This window comes from Thalassotalea castellviae, from assembly GCF_031846185.1.
GTDB classification, from domain to species: Bacteria; Pseudomonadota; Gammaproteobacteria; order Enterobacterales; family Alteromonadaceae; genus Thalassotalea_H; species Thalassotalea_H castellviae.
On the sequence record NZ_JAVRIF010000008.1, the window covers coordinates 1 to 22,421 of the forward strand.

24 protein-coding genes are annotated in these 22,421 nt (G+C 36.9%); 8 read left to right on the plus strand and 16 right to left on the minus strand.

Annotated elements, in window-relative coordinates:
* Window positions 1-770: 770 nt before the first annotated feature.
* The 4 genes from RM573_RS13380 (at window position 771) to RM573_RS13395 (ending at window position 4,911) form a co-directional block, all read left to right on the plus strand.
* Window positions 771-1,193 carry a BLUF domain-containing protein gene (locus tag RM573_RS13380; RefSeq protein WP_311582986.1) on the plus strand — a complete coding sequence of 141 codons (423 nt, stop codon included), beginning with the start codon at window positions 771-773 and terminating at the stop codon, window positions 1,191-1,193.
* Window positions 1,194-1,713: 520 nt separating this feature from the next.
* Window positions 1,714-1,986, plus strand: coding sequence for an OadG family transporter subunit (locus RM573_RS13385; protein ID WP_311582989.1), 273 nt, complete (start codon window positions 1,714-1,716; stop codon window positions 1,984-1,986).
* Between the two features lie 12 nt (window positions 1,987-1,998).
* Window positions 1,999-3,771: a sodium-extruding oxaloacetate decarboxylase subunit alpha gene (gene oadA, locus RM573_RS13390; protein ID WP_311582991.1), complete on the plus strand. Its 1,773-nt coding sequence runs from the start codon at window positions 1,999-2,001 to the stop codon at window positions 3,769-3,771.
* A gap of 9 nt (window positions 3,772-3,780) precedes the next feature.
* Window positions 3,781-4,911, plus strand: a complete 1,131-nt coding sequence (locus RM573_RS13395; RefSeq protein WP_311582994.1) for a sodium ion-translocating decarboxylase subunit beta — start codon at window positions 3,781-3,783, stop codon at window positions 4,909-4,911.
* Window positions 4,912-5,019: 108 nt separating this feature from the next.
* Here the strand turns inward: RM573_RS13395 and RM573_RS13400 are convergent, their stop codons facing one another.
* Both RM573_RS13400 and RM573_RS13405 read right to left on the minus strand, forming a co-directional pair.
* Window positions 5,020-5,973: an HPP family protein gene (locus RM573_RS13400; protein ID WP_311582996.1), complete on the minus strand. Its 954-nt coding sequence runs from the start codon at window positions 5,971-5,973 to the stop codon at window positions 5,020-5,022.
* A complete protein-coding gene (locus RM573_RS13405) occupies window positions 5,970-6,197 on the minus strand; it encodes a hypothetical protein (protein WP_311582999.1) in 228 nt (75 codons plus the stop codon). Before RM573_RS13405 ends, RM573_RS13400 begins: the two co-directional genes overlap by 4 nt.
* Before the next feature lie 154 nt (window positions 6,198-6,351).
* Here RM573_RS13405 and RM573_RS13410 point away from each other — a divergent pair, with 154 nt between their 5' ends.
* Window positions 6,352-7,191 (plus strand): LysR family transcriptional regulator, encoded by an 840-nt coding sequence (locus RM573_RS13410; RefSeq protein ID WP_311583001.1) that lies wholly within the window; start codon window positions 6,352-6,354, stop codon window positions 7,189-7,191.
* Between the two features lie 85 nt (window positions 7,192-7,276).
* Here RM573_RS13410 and rnk read toward each other — a convergent pair whose 3' ends face one another.
* From rnk to napE, 11 genes are all read right to left on the minus strand, one after another.
* Window positions 7,277-7,645: a nucleoside diphosphate kinase regulator gene (gene rnk, locus RM573_RS13415; RefSeq protein WP_311583004.1), complete on the minus strand. Its 369-nt coding sequence runs from the start codon at window positions 7,643-7,645 to the stop codon at window positions 7,277-7,279.
* A gap of 38 nt (window positions 7,646-7,683) precedes the next feature.
* Complete coding sequence (locus tag RM573_RS13420; protein WP_311583007.1) at window positions 7,684-7,911, minus strand: hypothetical protein; 228 nt, start codon at window positions 7,909-7,911, stop codon at window positions 7,684-7,686.
* 408 nt (window positions 7,912-8,319) lie between these two features.
* Window positions 8,320-9,063, minus strand: coding sequence for a transporter substrate-binding domain-containing protein (locus RM573_RS13425; RefSeq protein ID WP_311583009.1), 744 nt, complete (start codon window positions 9,061-9,063; stop codon window positions 8,320-8,322).
* Window positions 9,064-9,160: 97 nt separating this feature from the next.
* Complete coding sequence (gene pdxH, locus RM573_RS13430; protein ID WP_311583012.1) at window positions 9,161-9,814, minus strand: pyridoxamine 5'-phosphate oxidase; 654 nt, start codon at window positions 9,812-9,814, stop codon at window positions 9,161-9,163.
* Window positions 9,815-9,991: 177 nt separating this feature from the next.
* The gene (locus tag RM573_RS13435; RefSeq protein WP_311583014.1) at window positions 9,992-10,165 is read right to left on the minus strand and encodes a PA3496 family putative envelope integrity protein; all 174 of its coding nucleotides are present in this window, start codon (window positions 10,163-10,165) and stop codon (window positions 9,992-9,994) included.
* A gap of 134 nt (window positions 10,166-10,299) precedes the next feature.
* On the minus strand, window positions 10,300-10,887 hold the full coding sequence (locus RM573_RS13440) for a cytochrome c3 family protein (protein WP_311583017.1): 588 nt from the start codon (window positions 10,885-10,887) through the stop codon (window positions 10,300-10,302).
* A gap of 9 nt (window positions 10,888-10,896) precedes the next feature.
* A complete protein-coding gene (locus RM573_RS13445; protein WP_311583020.1) occupies window positions 10,897-11,376 on the minus strand; it encodes a nitrate reductase cytochrome c-type subunit in 480 nt (159 codons plus the stop codon).
* Window positions 11,377-11,385: 9 nt separating this feature from the next.
* A complete protein-coding gene (gene napA, locus RM573_RS13450; protein ID WP_311583024.1) occupies window positions 11,386-13,884 on the minus strand; it encodes a nitrate reductase catalytic subunit NapA in 2,499 nt (832 codons plus the stop codon).
* An 11-nt stretch (window positions 13,885-13,895) separates the two neighbouring features.
* Window positions 13,896-14,192: a chaperone NapD gene (locus RM573_RS13455; protein ID WP_311583027.1), complete on the minus strand. Its 297-nt coding sequence runs from the start codon at window positions 14,190-14,192 to the stop codon at window positions 13,896-13,898.
* The gene (napF, locus tag RM573_RS13460) at window positions 14,185-14,721 is read right to left on the minus strand and encodes a ferredoxin-type protein NapF (RefSeq protein ID WP_311583029.1); all 537 of its coding nucleotides are present in this window, start codon (window positions 14,719-14,721) and stop codon (window positions 14,185-14,187) included. The genes RM573_RS13455 and napF overlap by 8 nt, the downstream gene beginning before the upstream one ends.
* Window positions 14,722-14,748: 27 nt before the next feature.
* The gene (gene napE, locus RM573_RS13465; RefSeq protein ID WP_311583032.1) at window positions 14,749-14,910 is read right to left on the minus strand and encodes a periplasmic nitrate reductase, NapE protein; all 162 of its coding nucleotides are present in this window, start codon (window positions 14,908-14,910) and stop codon (window positions 14,749-14,751) included.
* 190 nt (window positions 14,911-15,100) lie between these two features.
* Here napE and RM573_RS13470 point away from each other — a divergent pair, with 190 nt between their 5' ends.
* Complete coding sequence (locus RM573_RS13470; protein ID WP_311583034.1) at window positions 15,101-17,335, plus strand: tRNA(Met) cytidine acetyltransferase TmcA domain-containing protein; 2,235 nt, start codon at window positions 15,101-15,103, stop codon at window positions 17,333-17,335.
* A gap of 57 nt (window positions 17,336-17,392) precedes the next feature.
* Here RM573_RS13470 and RM573_RS13475 read toward each other — a convergent pair whose 3' ends face one another.
* Complete coding sequence (locus RM573_RS13475) at window positions 17,393-17,602, minus strand: hypothetical protein (RefSeq protein ID WP_311583037.1); 210 nt, start codon at window positions 17,600-17,602, stop codon at window positions 17,393-17,395.
* A 17-nt stretch (window positions 17,603-17,619) separates the two neighbouring features.
* Window positions 17,620-17,802, minus strand: a complete 183-nt coding sequence (locus RM573_RS13480) for a hypothetical protein (RefSeq protein ID WP_311583039.1) — start codon at window positions 17,800-17,802, stop codon at window positions 17,620-17,622.
* 279 nt (window positions 17,803-18,081) lie between these two features.
* On the opposite strand from RM573_RS13480, the gene RM573_RS13485 reads away from it, so the two are divergent.
* Together RM573_RS13485 and RM573_RS13490 are read left to right on the plus strand one after the other, a co-directional pair.
* Window positions 18,082-18,966 carry an ABC transporter ATP-binding protein gene (locus RM573_RS13485; RefSeq protein ID WP_311583041.1) on the plus strand — a complete coding sequence of 295 codons (885 nt, stop codon included), beginning with the start codon at window positions 18,082-18,084 and terminating at the stop codon, window positions 18,964-18,966.
* A 1-nt stretch (window position 18,967) separates the two neighbouring features.
* Entirely contained in the window at window positions 18,968-19,972 is a 1,005-nt protein-coding gene (locus RM573_RS13490; protein WP_311583044.1) for an ABC transporter permease, read from the plus strand.
* 128 nt (window positions 19,973-20,100) lie between these two features.
* Here the strand turns inward: RM573_RS13490 and RM573_RS13495 are convergent, their stop codons facing one another.
* Window positions 20,101-22,209 (minus strand): winged helix-turn-helix domain-containing protein, encoded by a 2,109-nt coding sequence (locus RM573_RS13495; protein WP_311583047.1) that lies wholly within the window; start codon window positions 22,207-22,209, stop codon window positions 20,101-20,103.
* Window positions 22,210-22,421 lie beyond the last annotated feature (212 nt).

Here is a 22,421-nt window from a genome sequence, read left to right on the forward strand (position 1 = left end):
AGAAACCAACTTTCGGGTTGGTTTTTTTTCGTCTTGAATTTGTTGTATGAGCTAATGTTATAGATAGAAGCAATGCAATGATAGGTGCAGCCTCCACTTAATTGTCAAGCCTTATCAAAAGTTTAGTGGCTACGAAGCTATCCCTTACCGGTCGCAGGTTCGACTCCTGCCGCGTCCGCCAAATTAGCTTTGCTAGAGAAAACCAACTTTCGGGTTGGTTTTTTTCGTTTTGAATTTGTTGTATGAGCTAATGTTATAGAAAGAAACAGTGCAATGATCGGTGCTACCACCACTTCATTGTGATGCCTTATCAAAAGTTTAGTGGCTACGAAGCTAACCCTTTCCGGTCGCAGGTTCGACTCCTGCCGCGTCCGCCACATTAGCTTTGCTAGAGAAACCAACTTTCGGGTTGGTTTTTTTTCGTCTTGAATTTGTTGCATGAGCTAATGTTATAGATAGAAACAGTGCAATGTTCGGTGCTGCCTCCACTTCATTGTGATGCCTTATCAAAAGTTTAGTGGCTACGAAGCTAACCCTTTCCGGTCGCAGGTTCGACTCTTGCCGCGTCCGCCACATTAGCACTAAAGCCCCTATTTACAGGGGCTTTTTTGTATCTAATCCTCTTTCTATGAACTTTCATTATTTTTCTGTTTTAAAAAGTTAAATTATCTATATTTGCTTCGTATTTTCCTTACGCTTATTCTTAACAAGTGAATAAAGTGAGTGTTACTATCAATTTTAATTATTTTAATGAATTATTAGGGAATTAAATGATTCAATTAATTTATATTAGCTGCGCAACTAGAGAGATGAGTGAGAAGGACTTATTCGAACTTTTACAACAATCTAGAATTAAAAATGAAAAGTGTAATGTCACTGGATTATTGCTATATGCTAAAGAAAACTTCATGCAGGTGCTTGAAGGAGACGAAGTGGTAGTTGATGACATATATCAATCAATTTTAAAAGATGAGAGAAATACGCTAAATTCTGTTCTACAAAGAAAACATATTGAAAAAAGAAGTTTTCCCAGCTGGTCAATGGGCTTTAAGACTATTGATGATATTCCTCCACAAATGATGAATGGATTTTCAAATTTTTTGATGACAAGAGAAAGTAAATCTCATCTCGAACTTGAAAAAAATAGAGTATTGAGTTTATTAAATAGCTTTAAGGTTTGTACTGACTCGTAACCTCGTCAACTGTTTTAATGATTAACTTGATAAATATACATCAAAATTACGATTAGCATGAAAAGTTAGTTTGATTGTTAACATTATGGATAAACTGCTGCTAGTTTTATAAAACTAACATCGAGATTAGCTTCTTTCTAAAATCATCAAGATTAATTGTTGTGGGGTATTATAATTTAATCACTTCTCGACCAAATAAAGCGCATTATTTGATTTTATCCACGGTTGTAAATGATAAATATTCAAGGTGTATTCAGTAGCTATTATTAAAGTATGATTGTATACAATATTGCATTATACCGTTTTATATAGCGATTTTACTGATTGCGTAATTGTATACAATATCTGTTTTTATAACTAAAAAGTGAATTTTTATTAAAAAAATTTGAATAATTTGCTTTTATTTGCCTGATTAACTATTGACTTGAATTTTTTTTTCTGAAACGGCGAAAATTCATTTGCTTTTTAGTGATTGGAGTGATTATTCTAATTCCATCATTTTTATAGATTGAGATAAATCATGGATAACTTAACGCAGTTATTTATTGAAGCTGGTACTTTAATGTTAGCCGGAATGGTATTTGTTTTTGCTTTTTTAGGACTATTGATCATTTTTATCAATAAAGTGCTCTTAAAACTAGCGATCAAATTTCCAGATCCTATTATTCAATCAAAACCTCAACGCAAAACAAATAAAACTAACGTTGATAAAGGGGGGATTGCACCTCCTGTTGTGGCGGCTATTAGTTCTGCTGTCTCACAATATCGTCAACAACATAGTAAAAATAAATAGGAGCATCCTCACATGTCAAAGCCTTTAGGTATCACAGAAGTTGTCTTAAGAGACGGTCATCAGTCATTATTGGCTACCCGTCTTCGTTTGGAAGATATGTTACCGATAGCTCCAGTATTAGATGAAATTGGTTACTGGTCTATTGAATCTTGGGGTGGTGCAACCTTTGATTCATGTATTCGTTATTTAGGCGAAGATCCTTGGGAACGAATTCGCGCGTTAAAAAAGGCTATGCCGAAAACGAAACAGCAAATGCTTTTCCGCGGCCAAAATATTTTAGGATATCGCCATTATGCTGATGATGTGGTAGAGAAATTTGTAGAACGAGCACATATCAATGGTGTTGATGTTTTTCGTATTTTTGATGCGATGAACGACGTACGTAATTTAGAAACAGCAATTAAATCAGCAGTAAAAGTTGGTGCTCATGCACAAGGAACACTAAGTTATACCGAAAGTCCTGTTCATACGCTTGAAGGTTGGTTAACCATGGCCAAGCAACTGGAAGATATGGGGGCTCATTCAATTTGTATCAAAGATATGTCTGGTTTATTAAAACCTTACGACGGCCAAGAGTTGATTGGCAAATTAAAAGAAACCGTTTCTTTACCTATTGCGCTTCATTGTCATGCAACGACAGGCTTAAGTGTTGCTACTCATATGAAAGCGATTGATGCGGATATTGATGTCATTGATACTTCTATTTCTTCAATGAGTCAAACCTACGGTCATTCACCAACAGAAACAATTGCTTCTATTGTTGAAGGTACAGATCGTGATGCTGGATTAGACACTGAGAAACTTGCTGAAGTGGCAACATACTTTCGAGAAGTTCGTGAAAAATATGCCAAGTTTGAAGGCAGTTTGAAAGGGATTGATGCGCGCATTTTATCTGCACAAGTACCAGGTGGCATGTTAACAAATATGGAAGGGCAGTTAAAAGAGCAGGGTGCTGCTGATAAATTTGATGATGTATTACAAGAGATCCCGCGAGTACGTAAAGATTTAGGTAATATTCCTTTAGTCACACCAACTTCTCAAATTGTTGGAACGCAAGCGGTATTAAACGTATTAACGGGTGAGCGCTATAAATCAATTACCAAAGAAACCGCAGGTGTATTAAAAGGTGAATATGGCGCCACTGCTTCAGAAGTGAATGCAGAGCTTCAAGCGCGTGTATTAGATGGAAAAGAAGCGATAACTTGTCGCCCAGCTGATTTAATTTCACCTGAGATGGATAATTTAACGGCGGAATTAAATACTCTCGCTAAAGAGAAAAATATTACTTTAGCCGATGATGTGATTGATGATGTACTAACTTATGCATTATTCCCTCAAATTGGTTTGAAATTCTTAGAAAATCGCAATAACCCTGATGCTTTTGAACCAGTACCTTCAAAAGATGATATGAAAGTTACGCCTGCTGCTAGTCAAGCTAAAGGAGCAACAGAAAATTATTCAGTGAGTGTTGATGGTAAGGTTTATGAAGTCGTTGTTGGTCCAAGTGGCAGTGTTAACTCAGTGTCGGCTTCTGTTGATTCTGAAACGCAACAATCAGCCTCTGTTAGTGCTGATGAAACGTTAAATGCCCCGCTTGCTGGTAATATTTTTAAAGTGTTAGCCAATGAGGGTGATCATGTCGAAGCCGGTGATGTCGTTATTGTCATGGAAGCGATGAAAATGGAAACAGAAATTCGCGCGGTAAGTAGTGGTGAAATTGTTTCTATTAACGTCAGAGAAGGTGACTCAGTCACTGTTGGCGATATTTTGTTAAGTATGGCATAGGGTGCACTGATGGAATCGTTACATATATTGTGGATGTCAACTGGCTTAGCTAACTTTGAGTTAGGCCAAGTGATCATGATGCTCGTGGGTTGTGGTTTATTATTCTTAGCAATTGCAAAAAACTTTGAACCGTTATTACTATTACCTATGGGTTTTGGTGCTATTTTAACGAATATTCCTGTCGCTGGCTTTTCAGAGGTTGGCGGTTTATTACACTATATTTATTATGTAGGCATCGATACGGGGATTTTCCCATTACTTATTTTTATGGGCGTTGGCGCAATGACCGATTTCGGCGCTTTAATTGCTAACCCCAAAACATTGTTATTAGGCGCATCAGCTCAATTTGGTATTTTTGCAACCCTATTTGGCGCTATTGCATTAAACGCCATTCCAGGTTTTGAATTTACGTTAAAAGATGCTTCTGCCATTGCTATTATTGGTGGAGCCGATGGCCCTACGGCGATATTTTTAGCCTCTAAATTAGCGCCTGAGTTACTCGGTGCAATTGCTGTGGCGGCATATTCATACATGGCGTTAGTACCTATTATTCAACCCCCTATAATGCGTGCGTTAACGACTGAAGACGAACGTAAAATTGAGATGGCGCAGTTACGTCATGTGACTAAAATTGAAAAGGTCATTTTCCCGTTAGGTGTGTTGTTGATGACAATTTTCTTTTTACCTGCAGCAACGCCGCTTGTTGGTATGTTTTGTTTAGGTAACTTGATGAAAGAGTCTGGTGTTGTTGATCGCTTAAGTTCAACTGCTCAAAATGAATTGATCAATATCGTGACTATCTTTTTAGGTTTAGGTGTTGGTTCAAAATTAAGTGCTGAAGCATTCTTAAATGTGGAAACCTTAGGTATTTTAGCGTTAGGTGCAGTGGCATTCTCCATTGGTACCGCATCTGGGGTATTAATGGCGAAATTGATGAATAAGGTGAGTAAAGAGAAAGTTAATCCACTCATTGGCGCAGCAGGAGTTTCTGCGGTACCAATGGCGGCACGAGTTGCCAATAAGGTTGGATTAGAGTCAAACCCTCACAACTTCTTATTAATGCATGCCATGGGACCAAACGTTGCTGGTGTCTTAGGCTCGGCAGTTGCTGCGGGTATTTTATTAGCCTTAGTTGGTTAACGTTAAGCAATTACTTGATAAAACACTCTCATAAAATATAAAACGCCACTGTTAAAGTGGCGTTTTTTTGTAGTTAAGGTGAAAGTAACAAATTTTTGTGAAGAAAGCTTACGCGACTCTTCCCCAAATACCGGTATCATTTTTTTCTGCTTTAAACTTTGACCATTGAATAAACTTCTTTACGGAACATTGCCCTGAAAAGCCAATATTCACACCTGCTTCTATATTGTACTTAACAATGTTCTTACCTACGATTGACTCGACACATCTGACCTCCCAAGCTTTACCTATTTTACCATTACTGTAGGAACAGCCGGCCTCAATATGAGCAGGATGAACATCATCAAGTTCAGCGTGTCTTTTAGCATTTTCAAAAATTTCAATCCAACCTTCATCCGTCACATCAATAAATGAGGCATGCTCATGAATAGATTTTAAAAAATCTTCCGTAGTGATCTCATTTTTCCTATCACCAGGAGAAATCTCAGTCGTTAAATTGTTTTTATAAAACAAATGAGATGGATAACGACGCCATTGAAAAGGATAATTAAACAAGGTTGCCGCAAACACAATTAGCAGTGAGTTTAATAAGGTTGGCACTAGCACATAGAAAAAGCCTAACTGATGGATTGCATCACCACCGATAACAGCAGCGAGCGCTGTAGCGCCTCCAGGGGGATGAACGCAACGAAAAAGTATCATTGCCATGATAGAAAGCGATACTGCAAGTGCTGCTGCTATACGGATGTTATCACCAAAATATTTAAAGCATAATACCCCGATGACCGCGCTAATTAAATGACCACCTATTACTTGCCAAGGTTGTGACAATACGCCATGCGGAACTACAAAAACCAACACTGAGGTAGCGGCAATTGATATTAGAATATAAGCTTCTGTCGCTACATTTAACTGACTGAGCAATGTTTTTGACAAGCAAAAAATACAAAATGTTGCAATTAATGCCGTCAAGGAGGCTACAAATACTTCCTTTATAGAGGGGGTGATCGTCTGAATACCTAAAAATAGACGGCACTCATTCATTAATTTATTTATCTTCATTCTGCTATTCCTGCACTTCTTAAACTAATTAACCGTAAAACATAAGAAAGTTTAAAAAGGGCAGGCATGATCATAATGGTAATATGACCCCCAATGAGTTGAACCATGGTTAACTTTTCTTCAATACCGTAAACAAAATATACTGCTATTGCGGTGATTATTGCAGTGAGCAGCATTAATGAATTCGCGATTTTTAATAATTTGCTTGGTGAGGGGGTATTCATCTTTATCTCTTGTACAACGTATAAAAATTATTGGTGCGCCATTTCGACTCGTAAGCACAAATTTGGTGCGAAGAGGGTATATCAATTCAATGCTTTATGTATAATGAATAATAAGTGGATTTATTATTTATAATTTTGATATTAAAGGGTGAGTATGGATTATATCGTTGGAAAAACATTTCTTACTATTTGTGAATTGGGCACCTTTGGTGCAGCAGCCGACACACTTAATGTGACGCAAACGACGATCACCGCGCGTATTAAATCGTTAGAAAATGCATTAAATTGCACGTTATTTACCCGAAATAAAAGTGGTGCGGTACTGACAAAAAATGGTGAGCACTTTAAATCTTATGCAAGGCAAGTGGTGCAAACATGGGATGCGGCGAGAAGGGATTTGCCGTTACCTGATACGGCTAACAATAGTTTGGCGATTGGCGTTGATCTAACGTTATGGAATCCCATCGCAGCAGCTTTACTTACATTGTTAAATAAAGAGGCAGCTGAGTTAGCTATAACCATTGAAGTAGGTGATAAAAAGCAATTAAATGAGAAAGTTCGATCTGGTGGTTTAGACGTCGCGTTAGTCCATCAACCTGAATATAGCTCACGCACCATTGTTGAACATTTATTAGATGAAAAACTGGTCCGTGTTCAGTCGGTTGAGCAGCCTTCGCCGTATCTTTATGTGGATTGGGGGGATGAGTTCAAACGCCTTCATGATCAAGCTTTACCGGAACTTGCTCGGAGTAAAATTTCAATTAGTTTAGGCCCTGTAGCTTTGCAGCTCATGCTTAAAAGTGGTGGTAGTGGCTATTTTCGTACTCGTGTGATTAATCGACATGTGCAAGAGGGCACGCTTGAATTTACGCCTAATGCGCCAGAATTTTCCTATCCAGTATATTTATTGCAATATGCCAATAAAGACATCAATCTCACAGAGATCAAGAAAATTTTTATTCAAGTGCTAGAAGATGAAAACGAATGGTTTTAAAGCGTGTCAGAATAACGGTTTAAGCTTTCTTTATCAGTAAAGCTTAAACCCTGATTAAACAATAAGTAAACTGGTGGTTTGCAAGTTAATGTATGGCGTCAATATGGACGACGGTTTTTTGGCCGTGAATAAGTGGCCATTCTATTTCTTGACCAATTGATAGCCCGAGCAAAGCGCTGCCAACAGGTGATAAAATTGAGATAGTCCCAGTGTTTTTAACTTCTTGTGGATACACCAGCTTTAATGAAAAGCACTCTTGATTGTCTTGAACCGTAAATTTTACGGTTGAATTCATCCTAACAACATTGCTGGGCAATTCATTAAAATTGACAATATGGGCGCGGTTTAATTCATCTCTTAATAATTTAAAAGAGGATTCATCTTTTTCATTTTCTAATAAGTCATAAAGATCATCGTAATCTTTACTGCAAATCGTTATTTTTGGTGGTTTCATAGGTAACCTCCTCGGCGGTATCATTGTATATTCAAAACTTAGATGGCATTTTCAGCTACCGTATTATTTTGAATCGTTTGTGAAATGGTATTAATTAATTTTAATGCAACATATGCTTCAAAATCGTCGGCAGGATCAAAGGTTTTTTCATATAAAAAACCAATATTTTTAAGACGAGCTTCTAGTTGAACTAAGCTGATTTTTTGATCAGAAGATTCAATAAACTCTGTGGTTTCTAGGAGGTAACTCCAAAAATTATTTTGCATATTGTGTGCTCAATGTTGATCAAATTAATGGCAATATATACTTAAAATTACTTTGTGAAATCGATAAAAAGAAAACAACAAGGTAATTGGGTTGATAAAACTTTTATCATTTGAATTTAACTTGGACGATTAAGCATAATGGCACTTAATCGCCCTTAATTGGGAAAGATACAAACAGGACTTATCCACACCGTCAGAGGGGCAGATAAATAAACTTTCTTCTTTATTAAAGTGATGGTTTGCATACGATAAATCTAGCACAGCCCTACTCAGGTGTGAAGTGCAAGTTTTATCAATATCATAGGTGTTAATTCTGTGTGGTACTGTTTCGAACGTTCGTGATTTTCTTGTAATAATTATTTAATCGTCGACTTATGTAAACTTAATGATAACGTAAATAGTACAGAACTAATCAAGAATGTTAACAATCCCTGTTGGTGGTAATTTGTTGTATAGGGATAATTTTTCTTGATATTTTTCAATGTTTTTAGTGCTCATCAAGTTATCGAGCTTCTTTTGTAATTGCAGACCGTCGGGGGTATTTTTTACCGCAAAAGTTGCCGGTATTTTCATTAACTCTCGATAATGAATATTGGCTAATTTTAGTTTTTTAATGGTCGACATCATGGATATTCTATCGAATATTACCGTTTTAATGCGCCCTTTATCCATCATTTTAACCAGTTGCTTAAGGTTACTGATTTCAACAAACTTATTTCGAGGGATATTAGACAGTTCAGCAAAAAAATCAGCATTACCGATAAGCGTGCCAATACTTTTATTCGGGAGGTTCTCTAATATTAAATTACTTTTTTCTTTAGAGAAAAGATCGACGGTGGCAATAAATGACCAATCAAGTTCCTTCGCGTACTGATAATAATCAGCAGTTTCATTATTTTTAGGACTAATGCCTATTAGATCAACATGATGAGACTTTAATTCTCTTTTAGCTCGACCCCAAGTCATTAAATTAAATTCAAAGTTAAGGTCTGATTGTTGTGTTAAAGCATTAAACATTTCGATGGCAAAGCCCGAGCCATCTTCATTAATAAAGGGGGGGAAAGGCTCAAGCCCAACTATAACGTTTTGAGCATTCGCCGTTAAAGGTGTGATACATAACAGGGCAATAATGTAATATTTCAGAAGCGTCAAAAATGAATCCAGTGTATATCTGTCATATCATGTGTATGTAGATAGTTTAAAATTAAACCATAAAAATAATAAAGCTGCTATCTATTTAACACTTCATTTAAGGATGACGCTTAAACCATTGCCAGTTATCATTATGTTTTTCAAAACAAATACGGTCATGTAAACGACTTGCTCTCCCTTGCCAAAACTCTATGTAATGAGGTTTTACTCTTAAACCACCCCAGAAATCTGGCAGTGGGATCTCGCTGCCCGAAAACTTTTGTTGATATTTTTCAAATCGTTGTTTCAGTTCGTTGTCATGTTTAAGTTTTTGACTTTGTTTTGAAGCCCAGGCACCAATTTGGCTGCCACGATCACGACTATGGAAGTAATCTTCAGACTGTTGCTGACTGGTTTTTTCAACGGTTCCTTCAATGCGTACTTGTCGTTGTAAAACATTCCAGTGAAATAATAACGCCACCTTATTATTACTACCTAACTCGATACTTTTTCTACTATCGTAATTGGTATAAAAGACGAAGCCATCTTCATTAAAAGATTTTAACAACACCATACGAGAGCTAGGTTGACCGTTTTCATTACATGAACTTACTGACATAGCTTCAGGAAGTAAGATGCCAGATTTGTTCGCATCATCAAACCATTGTTGAAATAATTCAAAGGGTGACGTTGTCGCTAATATTTCGGGGGCAGGTAGAGCAACACCTTGACCAAAAGTTAATAGGCAACGAAGTTTTTCAAGGAATGTCATTGTTAATCAAATTTAAATAATGGAGTGGTTTAATTCTAACAGGAAATTTTTGCAGCGAAAATCATTTATCGTGAGGTTAACCTTAATCAACAAGGAATAAATTAGAAGTTAATTGTATTTAGCCAAGCTAAAGCACAGGCGTATTACAGTGATATTGCCTTGGGTCTAATATGATATTTACCAATCTTCACTGTCGTCTAACAGCGCTTTTAACCGTTTTTGTTCTAATAAGTCATCAATACGTTGACGAATGCTAGCGTCTTTAACCTCAGAGTCTTTAACGTCAACCGTTAAATCTGCATCAATATCAACATGACTACTACTAATATTCTCGGAAATTTCATCTGACATAATGGGTGCCTAATTCATGACTCATCATATTTTGTAACATAGGCAAGAAATATTAAATTTTCAAATCTTTTTAACTATTTTATTTTCATAAAAAAAGCCAGCAAATGCTGGCTTGATAATCATGGTAAATAAATTTACCAGCCCTCTACCCCTTTCATATCAGGTAGTTGATGTGCAATCCCTTTATGGCAGTCGATACAGGTTTTTTCACCATCGGCAAGCGAGGTAGAATGTTGTTGTGACGCTCTGGTGCTTTGTGCGGTAAAGTCCATATAATCAAAGTTATGACAATTTCGACATTCTAATGAGTCGTTCGCTTTTAACCGGGTCCATTCATTTTGAGCAAGTCTTTTACGGTGAGCAAGAAACTTATCGCGTGTATTGATGGTACCAAAAATTTTCCCCCACACTTCTTTAGAAGCTTGCATTTTACGCGCTATTTTATCTGTCCATTTATGCGGAACATGACAATCAGGGCAAGTTGCTCTTACACCTGAACGGTTTGAAAAATGAATGGTGGTTTTTAACTCTTCATAAACATTGTTTTCCATTTCATGACAACTGATACAAAACTCTTCGGTATTGGTTGCTTCAAGTGCGGTATTAAAACCACCCCAAAAAATAACCCCAGCAATAAAACCACCAATGACTAAAAAGCCTAAACTGAAATATGCACTGGGTTTTTTCAGCGTTTGCCATCCTATTTTTATTATTTCTTTCATCGGAGACTCCTAATGCTCATTCTTAGTATTTACTTTTGATTTCATTAATGTGTGCATATCAACAAAGGTATTTTCTACTAAAGGCTCTACGTCTTTTTGAGGAGCATGACATTGGTTACAAAAATAACGTCTTGGTGATATTTCAGCCAAGAAGTTGCCATCTCTATCCATGTAATGCGTAACACTCACCATAGGAGCCTGAGACTCTTCTGTACGATTTCTACTGTGACAAGACATACACTTATTAGAATTGAGATTAACCTCATAATTTCTAATTTTATGAGGGATAACCGGAGGCTGCATTGGATAATTCCTTCCTTGTTTAATATCTTTATTGACTGTATTTGCAATCGCCGAAGGTGTCGTTTGAGTATCAATGTTGACCTCACCACGTAATGTCGCGACATGTTTTTCGGCAGCTATTACAGAGCTAGTGAAAAGCGTTAAAAGGACAAGTGTTTTGACTAAATGATTCATCATAGTTTTCATAAATTTCTCCTATACCTTTACAACTTTCACAGCACATTTTTTGAAGTCAGTTTGCTTTGATAAGGGATCAGTGGCATCCAAGGTAACTTTATTCACTAATCGACTGGCGTCAAACCAAGGCATATATACTAAGCCCTTTGGCGGCTTATTGCGGCCACGGGTTTCTATGCGAGTTTGGACTTCACCACGACGTGACACTATTTTCACTAAATCACCACGGCGCATGCCTCGATTTTTAGCGTCATCAGGGTGCATATAGACCAGCGCGTCAGGTACTGCTTTGTATAATTCTGGTACTCGTTGTGTCATTGAGCCTGAATGCCAATGCTCTAATACCCGTCCCGTTGATAACCACATATCAAATTCTGCATCGGGTGACTCTGCAGGTGGCTCATATGGCAAGGCGAATATAATGGCTTTGCCGTCTTTTTTTCCATAAAATTGAAAATCTCTACCTGCTTCAACATACGGATCTGAGCCTTCTTTAAAACGTCTTAGGGTTTCTTTGCCGTCAACAACAGGCCATCGTAAGCCACGCTCTTCGTGATATCTGTCGTAATCGGCTAAATCGTGTGCTTTTCCTCGGCCAAAACTTGCGTATTCTTCAAATAAGCCCTTTTGAATGTAAAAGCCAAAATGTCTCGCTTCATCATTTAATCTATCTGTTGGAACTTGGTTAATAGAAAACTTATTCACTTGGCCATTTTTATATAACACCTCATACATTGATTTACCTTTGTATGTAGGGTTTTTATCAAGAAGTTCTTTGGGCCACACTTCTTCAATTCTAAAGCGTTTTGAAAACTCCACTAACTGCCATAAATCTGATTTAGCTCCTTCTGGCGCTTCTACCATTTGATACCAAGCTTGAGTTCTTCGTTCTGCATTACCATATACGCCTTCTTTTTCGACCCACATTGCCGTTGGTAAAATAAGATCTGCGGCTTGTGCAGTAACGGTTGGATAAGGGTCTGATACAACGACAAAGTTTTTAGGGTTACGATAACCAGGATACGCTTCTTCATTAAGGTTAGCGGCGGCTTGCATATTGTTGTTACACATAGACCAATAGAAATTTAACTCACCATCTTTTAATTTACGGTTTTGTAGCACCGCATGATAACCCGGCTTAGGTGGTATGGTCCCCGTAGGAATTTTCCATAATTTTTCAGACAAGTCGCGATGTTTTTTATTATTCACAACCATATCTGCAGGTAAACGATGCGAGAATGTTCCTACTTCACGAGCCGTACCACATGCCGAAGGTTGGCCGGTTAATGAAAATGGGCTATTACCAGGTGTTGATATTTTTCCTGTTAATAAATGAATATTATAAACAAGGTTATTCGCCCAAACACCACGTGTATGTTGGTTAAAACCCATGGTCCAAAATGAACAAACTTTGGTTTTAGGATCTGCGTATAGTTCTGCTAACGCATTTAAGTTATCTACCGGAACGCCTGATAACTTTGAAGTGTATTCTGCGGTATACGTACTTACAAATTCTGCGTATTGTTCAAAGTTTATTGGCGAAGAACCACCGGCAGTTTTACCATTGTTTTTGGCTTTTTTCTCGAGGTGGTGTTCTGGGCGTAAACCATAGCCAATGTCTGTATTACCTAACCTAAAATTGGTATGTTTGTTAACAAAATCTTTATTAACTCGGTTGGTTTTTATAATGTAATGGGCAATAAAGTTAAGAATCGCCAAATCAGTTTGTGGGGTGAAGATCATACTGTTGTCAGCAAGATCTGAACTACGATGTGCAAACGTTGATAGTACGGCAACTTTAACATGTGGTGCACTTAAGCGGCGGTCGGTAATACGTGTCCATAAAATAGGGTGCATTTCGGCCATATTTGAACCCCAAAGCACCATTGCATCCGTTGCTTCAATATCATCATAACAACCCATTGGTTCATCAATACCAAAAGTACGCATAAAACCACCAACAGCTGATGCCATACAATGACGAGCATTTGGGTCGATGTTGTTGGATCTAAAACCAGCTTTCATTAATTTTGATGCCGCGTAACCTTCAAATACCGTCCATTGACCAGAGCCAAACATACCAATGCCGGTTGGGCCTTTTTCTTTTAAGGTTTGCTTGGTTTTTTCCGCCATAATATCGAAAGCCGCATCCCAAGTTATTGGCGTGAAATCACCTTCTTTGTCAAACTTACCGTTTTTCATACGGAGTAGCGGGGTAGTTAATCTGTCTTTGCCGTACATAATTTTTGAAAGGAAATAACCTTTAATACAGTTAAGACCTTTATTTACAGGCGATTTTATATCGCCATGGGTGGCAACGACTTTACCATCCATTACGCCAACATTAACGCTACAACCTGTTCCACAAAAACGACAAGGCGCTTTATCCCACTTTAATTTAGTGACATCACTACTGGTAATAAGGTTGGTGGCATTAGCTGGGATAGATACTCCGGCAACCGCAGCAGCCGCGGCAACAGCATTAGCTTTTATAAATTCTCGGCGATTAATAGTCATATTGGTACCTATTATTCTTCTGTTAGAAATTGATGATATATCGGGGATAAACTTAATAACCCGACATGATGTTTTAACTGGTCAATTAAGAAGCCTATTTTCTTTTGGCTAGAGGCTTCTAGGGTAAAGACAATTTTTCCTTCTTCACTCACTGCATGTATTTCAGCACCCTCAGTGCAAGTTATTTCTTCTGTCACTTGTGTGATATTTTTTTTAATCGCATGAGCTACAAAGCTGGCGACATGATATTCACAAGGTTGCTGTTTATTTGTTGAATTTTTGTCAATGTGCAAAATATTTTCAGTCATGAACCACCTCAATATTGTTTGCTAAATCTAATGTAATTGCTTGTTGTGGACAGGTAGAAATACATGCACCACATTGATTACAATCGGCTAAATTAATCGTTGGCTCTGCAATGCTTGATGTTTTGTAACTAAATGATATGGCGCGAGGTTCGCAAACATCTTGGCAGCTTTGGCACATAATTTGGTTCTGTGCTAAACATTTTTGGTTAATTGTTATCGTGCCTGGCCAAGGTTGGGTCTGGTTAGATTCAATAGTGTTTTTATCAAGAAATAGCGGTTTTTGACAGACTTCTTGGCATTTGCCGCAGAAAGTACATTCATCGGTAGAAAAGTCTACAAATGGAAAACCTAATTCATCTTTTTTAATAAGGTTAGATTCACATACTAAGATGCAGTCATCACATTGATTACATAGTTCAGTGAATGTATTTTCGTTGATTATCCATGGTAAACGAGGCAGTGAAGGTTGTTTGGTAACCTTTCCGCGGAATAATCTTCTTCTGCTAGGGTTTTCTAATGGTTGAGTCATAGATATAGTTAATACTTGGTCGAGTTACTAAGAGGTTGGCGGGCCAAACAGCATTTGGCTGATCCAAATCATAAAACCAAATCCACCTACAATGATGATGGAAAGGATAGGCGCAAGAAAAACAGCTAGAAAGACGAAAGTATTTTTTTCATATTTTTTAATTTGCTCTGGCGAGCTGTGTTCAGTCATGAATAAATCCTTACTTTTTGTAGAGGTTTCATTGTCTCTATTATCGTGATTCACTATATTGATTTAGATCAAGGTTGTTAGCCTTTAGTTATTATTTAAGCTTCAACTAATTGAATGATATTTAGTATAGTTTCGATTTAGTAAAATGCTTGTTAGAATCAAACTATCTTTTTGAAAATTAAGCAGCATAGTGAGTCAATCAGACATTCGTTATTGGTTTAAAACCTTAACTCAACAATTGCGTAAAAATAGGCAAAGAAGCTTAATCGTTTTACAAGGTGATATTGCTTGGGCAAGTGAGGTTTATGGCACCATGATTGAGCAACTATCTCAAGAGGTTGGCAGTTTAGCGCCTAGATGTGCTATCACCTTTGGCAAAGCGCTCATTGATGATGAAAATGAAGTTATTGCTAACTTTAGACATCAGTTAGGCCGAGAAAATGAGCTTGTATTATTTAATGACCCTGATTTTCACCCAGATGCATTTGCCGCACTTTCTGGCACTATAGTCGCAGGCGGTGTGATGATTTGGTGTTGCACCCAAGCGCAAGCACTTGAAAGTGAAAATTTATTTGTACAACGCATATTAACCAAAGCCAAAAATGATACGTTTAGCTTTGTTCTCTCTCAAACAGATAATGATTTACCGGTGATTGTTGAGCAACAAGATAATAGTAATGAACAGCTAAATTTCGAACAAGAACCAAAATGTTCGTCGCTAGAAAATGGCTGTAAGACTGTTCAACAACAATGTGCAGTGAATGCGATTGAAAAAGTAGCTTTAGGGCATCGTAAACGTCCGCTATTATTAACAGCAGACCGTGGTAGAGGAAAATCTTCTGCGTTGGCAATTGCCGTTGCTAAGTTAATCATGGCTGAAAAGCGTAACCAAGCGCCGCAAAAATTTATTATTACGGCGCCTCATAGCAATGCTTTAGCTATTTTTTTTCAACAACTACAACAATCATGCCCGGAAGGCGAATGTATCCAAAACAGGTTTATTTATCATCATCATAGGGTTGAATATATTGCAGTTGATGTGCTGATCAAAGAAAAGCCTCAAGCACAGTTATTATTAATAGATGAAGCCGCGGCAATCCCCGTTTATATATTGTCGCAACTAGTTGATGTTTACCCTCGTGTTGTTTTTTCTTCAACACAACATGGTTATGAAGGAGCAGGTCGTGGTTTTGCTGTGAAATTCACTCAGCTCTTAATTGAAAAAACGCCTTATTTTAATCAATATCATATCAATCAACCTATTCGTTGGGCGGAAAATGATCCTTTAGAGTCTTTTGTTTTTGATGCGTTTTTATTAAAGAGTCGTAACCTTGAAGAGCCTTTTATTGAAAACAAGGCTGGTAATAAACAAGCCATTGAATTAACCGATCTGAAACATAGGTTACAAGAAAATTTTAACAGCCAAGATGCGGTGTTTAGTTGTATTGAACAACAACAATTAATGGCAGATGAAAGCTTATTACAGCAAATTTTTTCGGTATTAATTACCGCGCATTATCAAACTTCGCCAAGTGATTTAAAGCTATTGTTAAATAATAAAGCACTGCGTTTATTTGTCTTAGAATTTAAACAGAAAATAGTTGCCGTTGCGTTGACGGTTAAAGAAGGCGGCGCTGAAGAGCACGAAATAAGTCAGGTAGCAAACGCTAAACTCCGGTTAAAAAATCAATTTTTACCGCAGTCTTTATTTTTGCATAATCATTGCTCAACGGCATTTGATTTTCAGTATTTACGTATCATGCGCATTGCCGTATTGCCCTGTGTTCAACAACTAGGCTTAGGTTTAAAGCTTTTAAGCCATGTAAAACATTATGCTGAGCAAAACCACATTGATATGCTTGGCACGAGTTTCGGCGCTAATGAAGCTTTATTACGTTTTTGGCACAAAGCTCATTATAAATTAGTGCGTTTAGGTTTTTCAGTGGATAAAGCCAGCGGCGAGCATTCCAGTATGTATTTACAAGCGTTAAATACTAAAGCAGATGATTTAGTCGCTCAATTACAACAGCGGTTTTATCGAAGTTTTACTTATTTGCTCAACGAACAATATCAAAATATCAGCGCGCAAGTGATCATTGAGCTTATTCAGCAATGGCCGACAGAAAATTTACCTTTGTTCACTGATTATGATCGACAAGTGATTGAAAATTTTATCACGAGAAAGAGTTTATTTGATAACTGTAGTTATAGTCTGCATGTCCAGTTGATTCACTTTCTTGCGACTAACTTAAACAATAGTTTGCATGATGATGCTGAAAAACAGCGTTTAATTGAAATTTTAATCAAACGATTAATACAAAAACAAAGCATCGAGAGTATTTGCCAAGAGTTTGATTTAACAGGTAAAAAAGAATTAAATAATACAATCATCGGCGGCGTGAATTACGTAGTTCAAAAACTTTAAAACGTAAGCCTTTAACGAAGTGGTATTTTTATACTGATAAAAAACTGAGAGTGTTTACTAAGCACTGCGCCAATGCCAAAATTTTTTCATCGAACAATATTTCATTAGTTTACGATGATCACATTTTATCTCTTCATCATGAATAATTCGTACTAGGTAATAATTTATCACCTGTGCTAAACCATGACTTGGGTGGCATTGGTAAGTATTCATTAAAATTTGCAACCAATTTTCAAAAGACTTTAATGTCGAAGTAGACTTTTCCATTTTAGATTCCTTTTAACTTATCGTGCAATATGGGCGCTGTTGTTCAATAAAGTTTGCCAGATCACTTGCTTGGCGACTTTATTTAAACAACGACATTGATCACCATGAACGATACCGAGTGATATTAGCTTCTCTAGGACATTTGTCGGTAATGCAACCTGTGCTAAATTTTGGTCAATATTGGTGTGGTTCATTAACATTTTCAACACTCCATTTATTTTACTTGATTGATAAATGTTAGTTTAGGTTAAGTCATAAACCACCTGAATGCAAATGATAATTATTATCAATAGCGTAAAAAGTGAATGATTAGTGATAAGTAAACGAAAAACATCAGTAGGATCAGTGAAAATTAAGATATTGAATACTTATCACAGTGATTTCCCCTGCTTTTTTATTTATTCAGTCAACAGTGTATTAATTTGGCAATTTGCAGGTTACCATTTCTGATAATTGTTAAGGCCAAAAAGGAGTTACCTTTGACGACAACAGTCATTGAAGTAAAAGAGTTAACTAAAATTTATAATGATGTGAATGCGGTTGACGGTATCGATTTTACGATAGAAAAGGGGCAATGTTTTGGATTGTTAGGGCCAAACGGTGCTGGCAAAACCACAACAATTGAAATAATGGAAGGTATTATTCAACCATCGTCGGGATTTGTTGAGTATTATGGCAAACCAATTCATGCCGATATTTCTCAACAAATAGGCATTCAGTTTCAAAATACTGCTTTACAAGATTTTTTAACGGTCAAAGAAACGCTAGATTTATTCACCGCTTTTTATCAGCATACTTTATCTCACGAGCAATTAATTGAGTTATGCGATTTAGGCGACTTTCTTGATCGAGATAATCGGTTGTTATCGGGAGGACAGCGACAACGATTATTACTCGCACTTGCGCTGATAAATGATCCGGAAATAGTGTTTCTTGATGAACCCACCACAGGGTTAGATCCACAAGCGCGTCGAAATTTTTGGAAGTTGATCAAGAATATTAAAGCACGTAATAAAACGGTTGTGCTAACCACCCATTATATGGATGAAGCGGAACAATTATGTGATGAAGTTGTGATCATGGACAAAGGTAAAATTATCGAAAGTGGTACACCGCATCACTTATTAGATAAGCATTTTTCTGATGTTTTTATCTATTTACCTTTGGTGCAAGTTAAGGCTGATTTAATTGAAAAGCATCAATGGCAAGTTATTGGCGAACGAGTCGAAATCACCACAACTCAAGTAGAATCGACATTAGCATTATTAATGCAAGAGCAAGTTTCACTGGAAGGCTTACACGTAAAATCTGCCAATTTAGATGATTTATTTTTAAAACTAACCGGCCATTCTTTGAGGGAATAATATGAATTTCAAACGTTTTTTAGCTGTTGTGAAAGCGCGAAATATTGAATTTTTTCGTGATAAATCTTCATTAGGCTGGAGCTTAGCATTTCCTATTTTATTGTTGGTCGGTATGTCATTTGTTTTCTCTGGGGATGGCAAAGCTGCATATAAAGTTGGGGTAATGAATTTATCTTCGGCACAATCTTCTTTTTTAGACACTAAATTTATTAGTTTTGTTGATTATCAAGATAAAGCGTTAGCTAAAACAAAATTATCGCAGCATAGTTTAGATATGCTGATTGATTTTTCAACACAGCAATATTGGGTGAATCAACAATCACCTAATGGTTATCTAGTCGAGAAAATATTTCTAGCGACTCATCAAAATTTTCAACAACTAACTTCTGAAGGTAAAAAAATTCGTTATGTTGATTGGGTTTTACCTGGTGTATTAGGGATGAATATGATGTTTGGTTGCCTTTTCGGTGTCGGCTATGTCATTGTTCGTTATCGTAAAAATTCAGTATTAAAGCGTTTAAAAGCAACACCGCTCTCTGCTTTTGAGTTTGTCAGTGCACAATTGCTTTCTCGTGCTTTTATCGTAATGTTTACTTCATCTGTGGTGTACATTGGTTGTAATTTCTTTTTTGATTTTTACATGCTCGGCAGTTACTTGGATTTATTTATTGTCGGTCTATTAGGGGCATTTAGCTTGATCACTTTAGGTTTATTGGTGGCATGTCGAAGTAAAAGTGAAGAATTAATAGGGGGGTTACTCAATTTAGCCTCGTGGCCGATGATGATACTTTCTGGCGTTTGGTTTAGTTTAGAAGGAGCACCGGATGCACTCAAAACGATAGCTGATTTCTTACCGCTCACTCATTTAGTTGCTGGTGCGCGTAAAATAATTACAGAGGGAGCTAGCCTAGCCGATATTAGCTACCACTTAGGTGTCTTAGCAATTATGTCAGCAATATTTTTAGTCTTAGGCGCGTACTTATTTAATTGGAATACCGAAAGGTAATTGACTTAAACCTTATGTTCATAGGCGCTAGTTAATTATCTGAGTTAATTATTATCCGTCAGGTGCTTAGAGGACAGAGTGTTAACATTGGCACTCTGACTGCTCGAGTTTCTATTAATCAGTTCACGTTATAACAAAGGGTGACTCAAGGATTTAATATCAGCTTGAGGAGAATACGCTCGAGAAAATAAAAGTTCATTATTCTTGGCTATTTTACTTAAGGTTGTACTGGTTCTCAGCGTACTTCTTGGTAACCTCAAGATTGGCGTGCTTTGTTGCTCAGCATAGTTATAAAACGATATTTGATGGTGTTTATCGTATTTTTGATGAAAATATACGCCTTGTTCGGTGTGATCCCACGTGTAAGTCGTTTTAAATATTTTACCGCTTACCTTATTCAAAGGCTGGTTATTTGCATAATTATTGAATAATTTTTGGTTCTCGAAAGCTAATTCTAATTGCCATAAACCTTTGCGTTCACCCGTATAAAGAAGGGTTGTCGGTGACGTCATGATACCGAAACGACTACCATCATTTGATAGTCGGGTGCTATCACCCGTTACTATATTTATATAATGCAAATCAACGTATTCTTTTTCATAAACGGCTGAAATAATAGCATTATCATCCCACGACCAAGTTGGGCGATTATGAATTTGGTGCATACTTGGCACAATGGATAACGTGTTAGTGGTTAAATCATAAATATATATTTTATCAGCTTTGTCTGATTCTACGGGACCAAGAAAAGCGATTTTGTCGCCAGAATGCGACCATCTAGGATAACGAATGGTCTGTTTTAAAAACGTTAATTGTTGTCTATTTAACCCTTGTGTATCTGAAATCCATAATTCGTAAAAACCAGATTCATTTGAGGCATAGGCAATACGATCCTGCTTAGTCGAATAATGGGGATCTAGATGACTAAACTCGGACTCTATAATAGGGAAAGGGCTAGAAGCAACATTGTTACCTAATGGTAAACTGGCTAAATAATATTTTTCATAGCGTTGTTGATAAAACAATTCTTTACTCTTTCTGGCAAAAGCAGGGTAACTAAACCCCTCAAATTGAAAGTTGCTAATAGCTTTAGAATTTATATCTAACACATATCCTCGGCGTATATCTGCTCGTTGTGCACCAAAAACCAATTTTTCGCCATCTGGATGCCAAGTTAAGCCAACTATATCTTCTTCACCTTTTGTTAATTGCTCCAATTCTTTGGTCGCTAAATTGACTAAATAAATATTTTCATTAAATCTATTGATTCGTCGGGTAACGGCAATACTTTTACCGTCTGGCGAAAAAGCAAAATCACGCTCTTTATAGTCGCAATTATTACTACAGGAAAAGCGTACAGGCTGACTTTCATTGTTAGTTAAATCGATGAAATAAATACCACTTTCATCTGCTGGTTCTCGGTAGCCATGAAATGCTAAGGTATTATCGTCAGGAGAAATATCTAAGTAATAATAACCCCCTTTGGTGGGACAGTCGACAATCGGTTTTTCTTGCTGAGTTAAAACTTTTAACTGGATCACTTGGCAACTATCATTACTTTTGTCTTTTCGTGAAAAGTATAAATATTGCCCGTCATTACTCCAAACTGAATGACCGACATAGGCGTTACCAAAGGTTAATTGTTTTGGTGATAACTGAGGGTTATTGCGATCTTTGATATATAAATTACTGTTGTGTTTATCAGTCAGCCATTTAAAAACCACTTGCGTGCCGTCAGGAGATGGCGAAGGAAAAAGCTCACTGCCGGGACTTTTAGTAATTTGTTTAATCACTGCTTGATCAAAATTTTGAGGCGTTTTAAATAAGCTAAACATCAAACCTAAAACAAGGAATACGACACAGGCAAATACTAGGCTTTTTGGTTGAGTCAACGTGCTAAGATAATTATCCTGAGAACTCACTGGGGCGTTATCGTCAGCATTGTTGTCAATGTACTGAGGAGCAACTAATAATCGATAACCAACTTTTCTAATGGTTTCAATAGTTTCATCTTCGTTGTTACTGCCTTTTAAACTTTGCCTTAAATGCCAAATAGCATTAGTTAAAGCTTTCTCGCCTACATAACTATTGCCCGCCCACACATTTTCTATAAGCTCCTCACGAGGAATGACACGTGGAAAATGCTTGGCAAGATAACAAAGTACTTCAATAAACTTTGGTTGAATTGATTGCTTTGAATGGTCTTCAAATTTTATCGCGTATTCAATTGGAATCACTTTGCATGTTCCAATCATAAATGCTTGGTCAAATTTCATAATATGTAAAAAAGTGCCTTAGCATTATTATTTTTAGGAAGTTTATTAATGGCTAAATCATAGCTATTTCAGTCTTTAGGTACAATGAAATATTAGCAATATATGTAGAAAAAAATGTAAATAAAAATAATTGTTAACCGAGCGAATATTACGGAAGATTTTATTTTTAGTTA

Excerpts from the sequence above, each read along its gene's own strand:
- RM573_RS13380 (WP_311582986.1), top strand. The coding sequence starts at position 771 with ATGATTCAATTAATTTATATTAGCTGCGCAACTAGAGAGATGAGTGAG.
- RM573_RS13385 (WP_311582989.1), top strand. The coding sequence starts at position 1,714 with ATGGATAACTTAACGCAGTTATTTATTGAAGCTGGTACTTTAATGTTA.
- oadA (WP_311582991.1), top strand. The coding sequence starts at position 1,999 with ATGTCAAAGCCTTTAGGTATCACAGAAGTTGTCTTAAGAGACGGTCAT.
- RM573_RS13395 (WP_311582994.1), top strand. The coding sequence starts at position 3,781 with ATGGAATCGTTACATATATTGTGGATGTCAACTGGCTTAGCTAACTTT.
- RM573_RS13400 (WP_311582996.1), bottom strand. The coding sequence starts at position 5,973 with ATGAAGATAAATAAATTAATGAATGAGTGCCGTCTATTTTTAGGTATT.
- RM573_RS13405 (WP_311582999.1), bottom strand. The coding sequence starts at position 6,197 with ATGAATACCCCCTCACCAAGCAAATTATTAAAAATCGCGAATTCATTA.
- RM573_RS13410 (WP_311583001.1), top strand. The coding sequence starts at position 6,352 with ATGGATTATATCGTTGGAAAAACATTTCTTACTATTTGTGAATTGGGC.
- rnk (WP_311583004.1), bottom strand. The coding sequence starts at position 7,645 with ATGAAACCACCAAAAATAACGATTTGCAGTAAAGATTACGATGATCTT.
- RM573_RS13420 (WP_311583007.1), bottom strand. The coding sequence starts at position 7,911 with ATGCAAAATAATTTTTGGAGTTACCTCCTAGAAACCACAGAGTTTATT.
- pdxH (WP_311583012.1), bottom strand. The coding sequence starts at position 9,814 with ATGACATTCCTTGAAAAACTTCGTTGCCTATTAACTTTTGGTCAAGGT.
- RM573_RS13435 (WP_311583014.1), bottom strand. The coding sequence starts at position 10,165 with ATGTCAGATGAAATTTCCGAGAATATTAGTAGTAGTCATGTTGATATT.
- RM573_RS13440 (WP_311583017.1), bottom strand. The coding sequence starts at position 10,887 with ATGAAAGAAATAATAAAAATAGGATGGCAAACGCTGAAAAAACCCAGT.
- RM573_RS13445 (WP_311583020.1), bottom strand. The coding sequence starts at position 11,376 with ATGAAAACTATGATGAATCATTTAGTCAAAACACTTGTCCTTTTAACG.
- napA (WP_311583024.1), bottom strand. The coding sequence starts at position 13,884 with ATGACTATTAATCGCCGAGAATTTATAAAAGCTAATGCTGTTGCCGCG.
- RM573_RS13455 (WP_311583027.1), bottom strand. The coding sequence starts at position 14,192 with ATGACTGAAAATATTTTGCACATTGACAAAAATTCAACAAATAAACAG.
- napF (WP_311583029.1), bottom strand. The coding sequence starts at position 14,721 with ATGACTCAACCATTAGAAAACCCTAGCAGAAGAAGATTATTCCGCGGA.
- napE (WP_311583032.1), bottom strand. The coding sequence starts at position 14,910 with ATGACTGAACACAGCTCGCCAGAGCAAATTAAAAAATATGAAAAAAAT.
- RM573_RS13475 (WP_311583037.1), bottom strand. The coding sequence starts at position 17,602 with ATGGAAAAGTCTACTTCGACATTAAAGTCTTTTGAAAATTGGTTGCAA.
- RM573_RS13480 (WP_311583039.1), bottom strand. The coding sequence starts at position 17,802 with ATGTTAATGAACCACACCAATATTGACCAAAATTTAGCACAGGTTGCA.
- RM573_RS13490 (WP_311583044.1), top strand. The coding sequence starts at position 18,968 with ATGAATTTCAAACGTTTTTTAGCTGTTGTGAAAGCGCGAAATATTGAA.